Origin of the sequence: Nostoc sp. T09 (assembly GCF_002154695.1) — a bacterium.
Classification (GTDB): Bacteria; Cyanobacteriota; Cyanobacteriia; order Cyanobacteriales; family Nostocaceae; genus Aulosira.
Map to the genome: position 1 here is coordinate 380,903 of NZ_MTAV01000002.1, position 12,118 is coordinate 393,020.

At 42.6% G+C, this 12,118-nt stretch carries 12 protein-coding genes; 7 read left to right on the plus strand and 5 right to left on the minus strand.

All coding sequences use genetic code 11. The features are described from left to right. Positions 1 to 60: 60 nt before the first annotated feature. Both BV372_RS01990 and BV372_RS01995 read right to left on the minus strand, forming a co-directional pair. Entirely contained in the window at positions 61 to 486 is a 426-nt protein-coding gene (locus tag BV372_RS01990; RefSeq protein WP_086682505.1) for a VOC family protein, read from the minus strand. A gap of 122 nt (positions 487 to 608) precedes the next feature. Further along, entirely contained in the window at positions 609 to 1,124 is a 516-nt protein-coding gene (locus BV372_RS01995) for a TIGR02652 family protein (protein WP_086682408.1), read from the minus strand. Between the two features lie 239 nt (positions 1,125 to 1,363). Here BV372_RS01995 and BV372_RS02005 point away from each other — a divergent pair, with 239 nt between their 5' ends. From BV372_RS02005 to BV372_RS02015, 3 genes are all read left to right on the plus strand, one after another. Beyond that, positions 1,364 to 1,894, plus strand: coding sequence for a gamma carbonic anhydrase family protein (locus BV372_RS02005; protein ID WP_086682411.1), 531 nt, complete (start codon positions 1,364 to 1,366; stop codon positions 1,892 to 1,894). Between the two features lie 282 nt (positions 1,895 to 2,176). Continuing rightward, positions 2,177 to 2,302: a photosystem II protein Y gene (locus BV372_RS02010; protein WP_086682415.1), complete on the plus strand. Its 126-nt coding sequence runs from the start codon at positions 2,177 to 2,179 to the stop codon at positions 2,300 to 2,302. A 165-nt stretch (positions 2,303 to 2,467) separates the two neighbouring features. Further along, complete coding sequence (locus BV372_RS02015) at positions 2,468 to 3,721, plus strand: folylpolyglutamate synthase/dihydrofolate synthase family protein (protein ID WP_086682419.1); 1,254 nt, start codon at positions 2,468 to 2,470, stop codon at positions 3,719 to 3,721. 584 nt (positions 3,722 to 4,305) lie between these two features. On the opposite strand, the gene BV372_RS02020 is transcribed toward BV372_RS02015, so the two are convergent. After that, positions 4,306 to 5,604 carry a sugar ABC transporter substrate-binding protein gene (locus tag BV372_RS02020; protein WP_086682422.1) on the minus strand — a complete coding sequence of 433 codons (1,299 nt, stop codon included), beginning with the start codon at positions 5,602 to 5,604 and terminating at the stop codon, positions 4,306 to 4,308. A 141-nt stretch (positions 5,605 to 5,745) separates the two neighbouring features. Between BV372_RS02020 and pilM the strand changes: the two genes are divergently transcribed. The 4 genes from pilM (at position 5,746) to BV372_RS02040 (ending at position 11,101) form a co-directional block, all read left to right on the plus strand. Then, positions 5,746 to 6,852: a type IV pilus assembly protein PilM gene (gene pilM / locus BV372_RS02025; RefSeq protein WP_086682424.1), complete on the plus strand. Its 1,107-nt coding sequence runs from the start codon at positions 5,746 to 5,748 to the stop codon at positions 6,850 to 6,852. Between the two features lie 4 nt (positions 6,853 to 6,856). Next, complete coding sequence (locus BV372_RS02030; RefSeq protein ID WP_086682427.1) at positions 6,857 to 7,621, plus strand: PilN domain-containing protein; 765 nt, start codon at positions 6,857 to 6,859, stop codon at positions 7,619 to 7,621. Further along, a complete protein-coding gene (locus BV372_RS02035) occupies positions 7,618 to 8,385 on the plus strand; it encodes a pilus assembly protein PilO (protein WP_086682432.1) in 768 nt (255 codons plus the stop codon). The genes BV372_RS02030 and BV372_RS02035 overlap by 4 nt, the downstream gene beginning before the upstream one ends. 286 nt (positions 8,386 to 8,671) lie before the next feature. Further along, entirely contained in the window at positions 8,672 to 11,101 is a 2,430-nt protein-coding gene (locus tag BV372_RS02040) for a type IV pilus secretin family protein (protein WP_086682435.1), read from the plus strand. A gap of 83 nt (positions 11,102 to 11,184) precedes the next feature. Here the strand turns inward: BV372_RS02040 and BV372_RS02045 are convergent, their stop codons facing one another. Together BV372_RS02045 and BV372_RS35860 are read right to left on the minus strand one after the other, a co-directional pair. After that, entirely contained in the window at positions 11,185 to 11,454 is a 270-nt protein-coding gene (locus BV372_RS02045; protein ID WP_306298937.1) for a DUF760 domain-containing protein, read from the minus strand. Positions 11,455 to 11,820: 366 nt separating this feature from the next. Continuing rightward, positions 11,821 to 12,118, minus strand: a 298-nt coding sequence (locus BV372_RS35860; protein ID WP_179197942.1) for a hypothetical protein, incomplete at its 5' end; no start/stop codon positions are given.

The following is a 12,118-nucleotide window of genomic DNA, read 5'->3' on the forward strand; positions in this document are numbered from 1 at the left end:
TAAGCAAAACTACCGAGATAAGCTATTCTACCAGCAGAAATAATCAATAGAAAAGCGAAATTAGTTGAGTTTTGCTAAAATCCGAATGAATTCCAGAGGTAAGCCATCAGTATCTGCAATGAAAGCAACCTCAAAGATGCGATCGCCTATTTGCTGCTGTGTTGGTTCTAAAAGCACTTTTAGCGGTTGTAGAGCCGCTGTTGCCAATCGTTCTTGTAAACTGTTTAACCAAGTTGGTAAATCTGGTGTTACTTCCGTTAAATCGAACGAGAGATGATAGTAGCCCACATAATGTTCGTCTGCAAAAGCATCTGGGGCTGGTTTCGGTTCAGGAATTTGGATTAGTTCAATTCTGCCACCCAATCCTTCCATCCAACAAGCTAGGGTGTAGCCTGTAGTGAAGCGTTCACAAACTGTAAACCCCAATTGTTCATAGAAGGCGATCGCTCGATGAATATTCGCAGTCCGAATAGAAGCGTGGTGCATAATTTTGTCATTAGTCATTTGTCCTTTGTCATTAGTCATTTGTCTTTTACCATTAGTTATTTGCTACTCATAATGACTGTTGACTCTTGACTGTTAACTCTTGACTAATGACTAACAACCATTTACTCAAATAATCGGAAATAAGGATAGCGCACAGGGACACCAGGCTCTTTTTCCAAATCGAAATTAATCACTTCCCAGCAGGGTTCGTCTGCGGGATCGGGGCTAAACTCCACAGGTAAACCGTACAGTCGTGCAGATGAATTTTCGGGCTGTTGTCCAGAACGCCAAGGCGTGCTGCGTTCTAAATAGCCACTCATCAATTCTTGATAACGGCGAGCAATAATCACCCGCGTGGCTCGGTAACCTTGGGTATACAGCTTATCTAGTGCTTCGTGAATTTCAAACCGAATACCATCGGGATGGGTATGTTGTCTGTACCATTCACTATTCCACTTTCGCCAATGACGCCCCGACTGTAAATGGATTAATTCACCAGTTTTGGGATTAGCCTCAAACGCCCCGTGACGCGGACACAAGTAGGTATCTGTTAGTGTCAACGCCGGAATGGTTTGGCGACAGTGGGGACACTGAATTTCGGGACCAAATATTGGGTACTGCAAGCCTGGATTCATCATGAAGTGCGTAGAAACATAATTTTGTCTTCACCAGCACCAGTGGTTTGGATTTTACACTTCGGCTCCACCACTTGGGGTTACCTGCTCACTGCTACACGGTCACTGACTTGTTGCAGGAATAGTATTCACTAGTGTCTTCCTCAGGATAGAAGCTTGACCTTGTGATATTCTGGTTTTGCAACCAGCCTTAAATGTTGGAGTTTCTCCAGTGTTCCTGGGTACCATATTCATATTCTATCGTGTCTACAGCTTCTTACTGGCCATCTCCTGATTTTTCTCAAGCTGCCTTTGTTGCAGCCAATGCGATCGTTATCGGTTCGGTAAACATAAGCGCAGGGGTAAGCATTTGGTATGGAGCAGTCGTAAGGGCAGATGTAGAACGCATTGAAATTGGCGAATGCACGAATATACAAGATGGCGCTATTCTACACGGTGACCCTGGGTTTCCTACCATCTTAGAAGATCATGTCACCGTAGGACATCGTGCTGTGGTACATTCTGCCTATATTGAACGTGGCAGTTTGATTGGTATTGGGGCAATAATTTTAGACGGAGTAAGGGTAGGAGCTAGTAGCATTATTGGTGCTGGTGCAGTAGTAACTAAGGATATACCACCATTTTCTTTAGTCGTGGGCATTCCTGGCAAAGTACTACGCCAAATCACAGACACCGAAGCCGCAGAACTTATCGAACACGCTGAACATTACCAAAAGCTAGCTTTGGTTCATGCTGGTAAGGGAACTGATATTGGATTTACCAAGCCGCAGTGAGGAAGCAGGGGAGCAGGGAGACAAGGGGGACAAGGGGGACAAGGAAGAAACTACTATAGCCTTGTGACTCTTGACCGTTGACTCTGGAACGCCAGTCGCCTCAAGTCGGGAAACCCGCCCACGGCGCTGGCTTCTCTTGACCAATGACAAAGGACAAATGACCAATTACAAAATTGTAAACATTCTTTACACATGGGGCTGGAAAAATTGCCCACTTCAGCTAACAATAAAAATGAGAGCAGTTGACAAAACTTTAATTTATTTAACAGAGGAGTTCTAAATATGGACATTGATTTTCGTGTAGCACTCGTTTTAGCACCTATTGCTATTGCTGCTGGTTGGGCTGTATTTAACATTGGCGCGGCTGCGATCCAACAAGTTCAAAACTTTTTAAACAGAGAAGCTTAAACTCGAATAAAAATTAACATACTTTAACCGACTGTTTCTGTAAAAAGAAACAGTCGGTTCATTGGTATTAGGGCATTTGTCAAGGGTCAAGGGTCAATAGTTATTTGTCCTCCTTGCCCTCTAGATCTCCTTCATTTCCCCCTCTACTCATCCCCGTCTCCAATTGTGGATATTGACTCTCTACTAAAATCCTTTCAACCTTTTGGCATCAATCTGGGACTCTCACGCATTGTCAAACTATTGGCAAATCTTGGGAATCCTCATCATCAAGTCCCGGTAGTTCATGTTGCTGGCACTAATGGCAAAGGTTCTGTATGCGCCTATCTTTCATCGGTTCTGACTGAAGCTGGTTATCGTACAGGACGTTATATTTCTCCTCATTTAGTTGATTGGACAGAACGTATTTGTCTCAATGAACAGCCAATTTCCTCAGAGGAATTGTACGAATTATTACAAAAAGTGCAAGCAGCGAACGCTCCTGATGACGAGTACCCAACTCAGTTTGAAGTTATTACCGCAGCGGCTTGGTTGTATTTTGCCCAGCAACAAGTCGATGTGGCGGTTGTAGAAGTTGGATTGGGAGGGCGCTTGGATGCTACTAATGTTTGTTCTCAGCCTCTAGTGACAGTAATTACCTCTATCAGCCGCGAACACTGGCAGCAGTTAGGCCCTACTGTTGCCGATATTGCTAAAGAAAAAGCTGGAATTCTCAAAAGCGGATGTCCGGCTGTTTTGGGGCCATTGCCAAAAGATGCCCTAGAAGTGGTGCGATCGCGGATTCAAGAATTACAATGCCCAATGTTTACACCTCAGCCTGCACGTCCAATATCTCCTGGATGGGCTGAATATCAAACAATTGAAAATTCTAAATTAATTCAATATCCTCTACCGTTACAAGGACAAATTCAATTAACTAATTCTGCCTTGGCATTAGCTGCTATAGAAATTCTCCAAAAACAGAAATGGCAAATTACTCAAGCAGCCATCATTAATGGCATGGCAAAAACTAAATGGCCTGGGCGTATTCAATGGGTTACTTGGAGAAAACATAAATTATTGCTTGATGGTGCCCATAATCCCGCGGGTGCTCAAGTATTACGCGATTATGTGAATACCTTGAATACTCCTACAGTAACTTGGGTGATGGGAATGATGGCAAATAAAGACCATGCCGATATTTTCCAAGCCTTATTAAGGCAGGAGGATAGATTATTTCTTGTACCAGTACCGGATACTTCTTCAGCTGTTCCTAATGAATTAGCAAACCTAGCTATTGATGTTTGTCCAGAATTAAGTTTTTGCCAATCCTCTCCAGATTTAGCATCAGCATTGGAAGCAGCTTTTACTTCTACAGAGAACTTGGTTGTTTTGTGTGGTTCGCTGTATTTAATTGGACATTTTTTAGGAAAAATTAATTAGGAAATAGACAATGGAAAATAATAGTTATTTGTCAATTCTTATAAACTAATTTTAAGTATTAACTTTTGTCGTTTGACATCTATAAAAACATTTTTACTCCTATTTATGTAACCTGTGTATTTGCCTTTGGGTGTTTTTGTAGAGTTGCCTATCCGCTTCTATGTTTTTGTATGCCCATACTTTTAGTGCTCCCCATTACCCGGATTTATCAAATATTTTTCTTTTCTAACTTCGTTGCTATCCCACTAGGTAATTGAATTCTTAGGCTAATAGTTAAATTCCGCTCATCAATAGCACTGATTAATAAATCTATCAAAAAATCTGAATAAGTTAAAAAATAACCACGAATAAACCTAGATAAATATCAGTTTCTATCTGTGGTTATCTGTGGTTTGATATGCAAAAAATAGACTTAGGCAAGAAGCCTAATGATTTCAGCCTACTTAAGTTGACTTGAACTAATAGCCTAGAACTTCAATCCTGAGCAGAATCGTTTTCAATACAAAAATTTGACTCTTGCAAAAATCTCGGTAATCACAATAATTTCTAGACTGAGGGTTATTTTCATACCCAATTGCTAAAAACTATCTATTGTCCCACTGTTGTGCCGCATCTTCTACAGCTTTATCTACAGTCTTTTGCCCTAACATTGCTGCTTGCAAGTTCTCATAAACTGCCTTTTGCAATTTGTTGAAATCTTTCAAGGTGGGCGTTAATATCTCTGCTTGTTGTAGTTGTTTGGCACTAATAACTCGCGCTTTCTCCACTGTTGTAGCAGTAGCAGGAACATCTTTAAAGTAGCTATCAGATAGTGCTTTTACTGTAGATGGCAGAACGTTAGCAGCTTTAGCAAAAGCTAATTGGTTTTGATCATTAGTGAGAAATAAAGCAAATTTAACAGCAGCATCCGGATGCTTGCTATCTTTGGGAATAACTACGTTCATCACAGCGACATTTTTCTTACCTGTCTCACCTGTAATTTGCGGTGCGATCGCTGAAGCTTGAGCAATTTTTGGAGCATTATTGGCGATCGTTTTTAGGAATTCTGGTCCCGAAGCCAGAAATGCTGTTTCTCCGGCTTGGTATAAATCGATAGCATGGCGATGACCTTGGGTTAATACCTCTTTAGGTAGCAATCCTTTCTTGTACAAATCTACCCAATACTGAAAAGCTGCTTTGCCTTGTGGAGAGTTAAAGGCTGCTTTACCCTCGGTATTTACTAAGGTAACTCCCATTTGGACAAATGATTCCAACACCTCACCGGAATCTTGCGGTACAAAAGTTACAAAAAAACCGTATTTACCAGTTTTATCTTTAATTTGTTGTGCCGCTTGTGCTAATTCTACGTAGTTACTAGGTGATTTATTGATACCTGCCTGTTTTAATAAATCAGTGTTATAAATGGTTAGCCGCGTGGTGAGGTACCAGGGAATACCAAAACTCTTACCATTGAGTGTGCTAGCTTTCCAAATATTTGGCAGATAGGAGGAACGAATTTCATTTGGAACTTTCGTATCTAAATCTAGCCAGGCATTTCGTCCTGCAAGTTGAGAAGCGAAATCCGGATTGAGGTTTACAACATCAGGTGGCGTTTTTGCTGAGACAGCTGTTAAGATTTTGTTCTCCATCGCAGCCCAGGGTATGTCAACCCAGTTAATCTTTATACCTTTGTTTTGCGACTCAAAAGTTGCAATTAGGTTTTGGAAGTAGCCAATAAATTGAGGTTGGAGTTGCATCGTCCAAAACTCAATATTGGCTGCTCCTGAAGAAGTCTGTTTTGTTTCTGTGCCAACGTTACCTGTGCTGCAACTAACAATCCAGCTGGTCAATAAACCGAGCAGTACAAATACAGACAGTCGTTTGAATTTGTGAATTTTAAACATTTTACTAGTATATTTACGCTTGCTCAGAGTGAAAAGGTTATGCAGAATTGTCGAGATTATAGGCTAAATCTATTACCTAGTACCAAGATCGTTTTTTAGTAACATTTAACTTTTCAATTTAGCAGTGCGACGGGCAACAAAGTGGTGAAAAGCTTCAATAGTCTGTTTGGCAAATCTAATAAAGGAGTCGGTATTGAACTAGCACCAGAAAGGGTGAATATAGTTCAACTACGCAAACAGCGTCAAGGCTTTAAAGTAGAAGCCTTAACATCAGTAGCAGTTCCCGAAGGACTAATTACCGATGGTCAAATCACCGACCCTCCAGCAATGGCGCAGTTAATTCAGCAGGCGCTAGCTGAAAGTAAAATTAAAGCTTCTCGGGTTGCTACTGCTGTACCAGGACGAGATTCAATTGTACGTTTAATACCTGTACCAGCAGAGTTAGATGATAAAGAACTGCGGGAGATGGTACTAAACCATGAAGCAGCTTTGTATTTACCTTATCCTCGTGAAGAAGCTGATGTAGATTACCAAAAACTTGGGTACTTTGTAGATGAGGATGGTATTGAAAAAGTACAAGTACTCTTAGTTGCTACACGTAAGGAGGTGACGGACGCATATATCAGTACATTTGAGCAAGCAGGATTGCAAATCGATGTTTTAGAGATTAACAGTTTTGCGCTGATTCGGACAATTCGCGATCAACTGCGGCAATTCGGTCCTCAAGAAGCAGCAGTATTGGTTGATATAGAGTTTGATAGTTCAGAAATTGCCATCATTGTTAACGGAGTACCACAATTTTCGCGCACTGTGCCGATAGGCACTTATCAAATGCAACATGCTCTGTCGAAAGCTATGAGTTTACCGACATCACGAGATATGGAATTGTTGCAGGGAATGACAATTATGGCAACTCCTGTCGATGGAGGGAAAACTGGTATGACCGAAATTAATCCCGGTATGGCAGCCCTATTAAGGGTATTGGGAGAACTCACTGATGAACTGCGTCGTTCTATCGATTTTTACCTCAATCAAAGTGAAAATTTGGAGGTAGCCCAAATCTTCCTAGCTGGTCCTGGAGGTGGACTACAACAGCTAGATGAGTTTTTTACCCAAAGATTGAGCTTGCCAACCGCTCAAATCGATCCCATAGCATCTTTGTCCTTAGAAGTTAACGAAGAGAAATACCCTGTAGTGCAACGCTCTGGCTTAGCGACAGTACTGGGTCTAGGAATTAGGGAGGTGTGACAGAATGTACAGTCTGGATATTAACTTTCTTAAGGACCGTCCGAGTTTCCAGAAAAAGTCTAGTAGACAAGGAGGAATTAAACTTCCTGTTGGGAACTTAACACCAATGTATCTGGGAGTAGCAATAGGTATTTGCTTTCCGACAGTTGCGGCAGGCGCTTGGTGGTTGTTAGAAGCAAAAAATGTTGAATTAGAGCAAAAAGTAGCACAACTAGATCAAGAAAACAAGAGGCTAGATACAGAAATAGGAAATATTAACAAAATTAAAGAACAGACTAACAAAATCAAAGGGGAAACACAAGCTTTAGTCACAGTGTTTGACCAGATTCGTCCGTGGTCAGCTATGTTGCAAGACTTGCGCGATCGCATACCTGCAAGAGTGCAAATTGAGAATGTCAAGCAAATCCCACCCGTTGCTCCAGCCCCAGGGCAACCACCAGGCAATCCAGCTGGAGGAATAGAAATTACCGGATTGGCTCGCTCTTTTAACGATGTCAATGATTTTTTGCTCACTCTGCAACAATCCCGATTTTTAAAGTCGTCAGAAAGCAAAATTATTACAGCAGAGTTGGTCAATGCACCATTACCAGAAGGTGCTGCTAAAAATGACGTAAAAATTCCGCCAATTCAAATTGTTAAATACACTATTCAATCAAGCCTAAGCGATGTTCCAGCTTCGGAATTAATCCGGGAGCTAGAGCAAAAAGGCACCGTGGGGCTGGTGACTCGAATTCGTAGTTTGCAACAAACAGGAGTCATCTCAAAATGACGCTGAGTGAAGATTTAAATTTTGCAGAACAAAATGGGGAATTTGGTCTAGAATCTCCAGCCTACCCCGTGGTGTTTGGGATTAGCTTTACACCGAAAATCATTGGGATTTTGGTAGGGGTTGTGGGTCTTGCGGGAGCCTTGTATATAGTTCTTAATCTGTTAATGCCAGCTTGGGATACTTATCAACAAAAGCAAGCAAAAATTACCGAACTGCAAGGACAAGTTGATCAAAAGAAAGCCAGTATCAAAAAGATTGATCAGGTAAAAGCAGAGCTAGACCAGGCAAAACTGCAACAAGTCCAAGTTTTAAGTTTATTTTCTAATGAAAAAACCTTGGATACATTGCTACTTGATCTGAATCGCTTGGTTGAAACTGGCAATGCTAAAGTTCCTGGCAATCTAGGGACAGCTAAATTGAAAAGATTTGTGCCAGCTTCACAGAAATCAGAAGCGATTAATGATGGCAGTCTTGGAAAACTGGTCGATGGCAAGCTAAAACGCAGCAGTATCAATATTGAAATTGTGGGTACTTATGAACAAACACAATCAATTCTTCGTAATATTGAGCGTTTACAGCCTTTATTGATAGTTAAAGATTATCAATCGACATTGGCTAGAGTACCAGCTGACTCGTCATCAGAAAAAGGAGTGCAGAAGGTTGGTCCTGCATCAATTAATACAAATTTCCAGTTACAAGCATTAATGCCACTTACTCCCGAAGAAATAGCTGCATCTGCTGCTACCGCTGCTCCTAAGAAGTAATAGCAAATAATGCTGAGTTCTGAGTAGAAACAAGAACACTTCTAAACTTAGATCTTACACCAGTCCTAATAACACGCAGAGGTTATTAACATAGGGCTGCATAGCGAAAGTCCTCTTAAGAGGTCTAAATTTTTTCCAGATTTAGTTTTCAGTCTACCTGAGTAGGCTTCAGCTACTAGCCCTAGCAATTGAGTTCTAGGCATCTAAGGTTGCTCATTTTGAATGTGGCAACATATCTACTCAAAAATTATTTGTCAACAAGATTTTATCAGGTGAGGAATGAACTGTGAAACAGCTTCACGGTAATAGTTTATTATTGGGTACCGCCGCTTTTGTCTTTTTGGCAGCGCAACCAGTTTGGGCAGACACTACCCAAATTACTGACGTACAGCTAAATCCAGTGAATGGTGGAATTAATCTTGTTTTGAAAACATCTTCAGGCTCGCGCCCGCAAGTTTTCACAACTAAAAGAGGCAAAGCTTTAGTTACAGATCTTATTAATACTCAACTACGTTTACCACAAGGCAATAATTTCCGCAAAGACAACCCGACTTCGGGAATTGCCTCCGTTGAAATTCTTCAGCTTGATGCCAATAGCATCCGGGTGGTGGTAACTGGAAGCAATAATGCCCCTAGCAATCAACCTGTGGTACGGCAGCAAAATGGTATTACTCTCGGCTTTAGCCCATCCGCAGGTACCACAGCATCAACACCAACACCGACAGCACCAATACCAATAGCAACAACCCCATCTACTCCGGCCCCATCGCAACCTAGTACAAAACCAGATGTTCTCCTCCCCAACCCGGAAGTCACGATTGACGGCAAACCTGCATTACCGGCTGGTCCAGGTCAACCTCCGAACCAGGGACCACCTTTCTTGCCTAGAGCTGTGGCCCCACCAGTGGGAGATATTGCCATCTCCAACACTGATGCTTCTCCCAGTACCATTGACCTAGCAACTCAGGAACGTGTCCCTCGCTTAGTGCTGCGAGATGCACCAGTGCGGGAGGTTTTATCACTACTAGCCCGTGCTGCTGGGCTTAACCTAGCTTATGTTGGAGGAGAGGGAGCAGGAGGTGGTACTGCTGCTAATGGACAAGCAATCTCTCAAACCATCTCCCTAGATATAGAAAACGAACCAGTACAAGATGTGTTTAATTACGTCTTGCGCTTGAGTGGTTTAGAAGCAAACCGTAGTGGTCGCACCGTTTTTGTGGGATCGAAACTGCCTACTTCTACGCGTGATACGGTGATGCGTAGCCTACGACTTAATCAGGTAACCGTGGGAGTCGCACTCAACTTTTTAGTCGGTTTGGGAGCAGAAAGTGCCATTAGCCGGGAACGACTTGTTACCAGCGTCAGTGCTGTACCCGTGGGTAATTCAACAGCCGCAGTCACCCAAACTCAGACAACTACAGAAACCAAACTAGAAACTCAACGGGTTGATTTTAAAGACTCTAACCCCTTACTTAGAGGTTTACAGGCATTAGGAGATGAGCGTACTAATTCCGTTACCTTGATTGGTTCTCCGAGGCTAATTGATATTGCGATGGCTCAACTGACTCAGCTTGATATCCGCCGTCGTCAAGTGGTGGTTAACGTCAAAATTGTTGATGTTAATCTTACAGGAACCCAGGATTACAACACTAGTTTTTCTTTTGGGGTAGGGAACAACTTCTTTGCTAATGATGGTGGTGCAGCATCTCTGAATTTTGGTGGCTCTAGACCTGCTACTGCTTCTGAAGCGGCAGGTAGCGTGACTAGTACACCAGTTATTCAGAATCCAGTTACAGGCTCTCCTTTCCTTGATCCAAATAGCAGCGTAAGTATTCCCGGAACTACTCCAGGTGTTGTAGTAGTAAACCCAGATGGTACAAGCACGGTAACCCAAAATCCGGGAAGTGGAACCTTTTATCAACCTGTTGCTCCTACTAATAGCAATCCGCTACAACCAGGTTTCTCTAATATTACTCCAGCAACGGATACCATTGTGACGCGGAATGCTGATGGTACATCGAGTGTCTCACGAGGTACTCTCGGTACAGCTGTTGCATCTCTTCCCTCTTTATACCAATTCCCCAAACGATTACTCGCTAGTTTGCAGGCTCAAGTAACAAATGGCAATGCCAAGATTTTGACCGATCCAACGTTAATTGTGCAAGAAGGCCAGCAAGCTCTTGTCAACCTAACTCAAGAAGTGGTAGGGAACATCACTATTCAAACAACGGATACTTCGGGTGGCTCTAGGACAGAGAGACAAATAGAAAAACAAAAAGTTGGCTTAACCTTGAATGTGAAAATTGACCGGATTGATGACAATGGCTTTGTTTCTCTATCGGTTGCTCCGACTGTCAGCGCACCTACAGCCGCAGAAAATACAGGAAATGGACAAATCATTTTAGTGTCTGAACGCTCTCTTGCTTCTGGAATGATTCGCTTGCGAGATGGTCAAACGCTGATTCTCTCAGGTATTATTCAAGACCAAGACCGAACAAGTGTTTCTAAGATTCCTATCTTGGGTGATATTCCTTTAATCGGTTCGCTGTTTAGAAAGACAAATAGAAGCAATGAACGCAGAGAGGTAATTGTATTGCTCACACCTCAAATTATGGATGACTCAGAACGCTCTTCCTATGGCTATAACTATAATCCCAGCCCAGAGGTGCGGCAAGTTCTTGAGCGTCGCGGTTGGCAGCCTTCTGGCAAGCGGTAAAAAGATCAGGGAGATGAGGGACTTACTGCTCTCTCATCTCTATTAAACCAATACTAGTTCCAGCATTACGACTGTTCAGTGTTTTAGAATTGAACACCTGTAAGTTGTAATGACTTTTCCATTTCTAGTCGCTGTTCGACATTGCGTAGGAAATAGCCGTCTACCATTGCAGAACCTAAAAGTCTGCCTAGTTCATCGCGGCTGGTGGTAATTACGGACTGATATCTGTCATGGGGCAAGTTACCCAAGATCCCAACAATAGCACGTTGAATTAACTGCAATATCTCAGGTGAAGAAGGTTGAGAAAGTTGGGCAACCTTTTCAGGGCTTAGAGATTGTACGTATTGCCACAAATTATTGCTGTTCGTTGCTTCAGATTCAAAATAATCTTAGTGGCGATGGGAAAGGTTACTCATGGCTTTGACTTTAGCTCGCGCTTTACTTATCAATAAATTTATCGGGCTAATGATTGCAGCATAAGTCAGTGAAACCGAACTTTAAATGCGGGATTTCTTCTACTAAAGCGTTTGAGATAATGCAATTATTTGAAGATTTCAGTAACAATTTAAAAAAATTTGTTCTTAACAAGTGAGTTGTGTTTAAACACGTAGCAGTTTGTCGTTAACAGTCTATGTACGGAGTCAAGTTTGGGGTTTGATAGTCAAAATATCTGGGCGATGTCTACGACGAGCTACGCCTAGGCATTTGATCAGTCGGGATTAAAATCGAACCGCCAAGACAAGGCACTGCTTGATGTTAGCGTAGCGGTGAGCCAGTCCGGTGGACGGGTTTCCCGAAGCACTCCGTTGGGCGGGTTCCCCGACTTGTAGGAAGTGCCGTCGGCATAAAGGAGCCGACGCGTTCGGTCGCCAGACTTGTAGACGCCGGAAGCGGCTTCCCGCAGGGTAGCGACTAGCGTGAACTGGCGTTCCCCGTAGGGGTACTCTGCGATAACCCCTAGAACACCGATTCAGTAATGCCAAAATCCGAACGTTAGGTGGGATGGGGGAGTGTGGG

Coding starts and splice junctions, on each gene's coding strand:
- BV372_RS01990 (WP_086682505.1), bottom strand. CDS start 486: ATGCACCACGCTTCTATTCGGACTGCGAATATTCATCGAGCGATCGCC.
- BV372_RS01995 (WP_086682408.1), bottom strand. CDS start 1,124: ATGATGAATCCAGGCTTGCAGTACCCAATATTTGGTCCCGAAATTCAG.
- BV372_RS02010 (WP_086682415.1), top strand. CDS start 2,177: ATGGACATTGATTTTCGTGTAGCACTCGTTTTAGCACCTATTGCTATT.
- BV372_RS02020 (WP_086682422.1), bottom strand. CDS start 5,604: ATGTTTAAAATTCACAAATTCAAACGACTGTCTGTATTTGTACTGCTC.
- BV372_RS02030 (WP_086682427.1), top strand. CDS start 6,857: ATGTACAGTCTGGATATTAACTTTCTTAAGGACCGTCCGAGTTTCCAG.
- BV372_RS02035 (WP_086682432.1), top strand. CDS start 7,618: ATGACGCTGAGTGAAGATTTAAATTTTGCAGAACAAAATGGGGAATTT.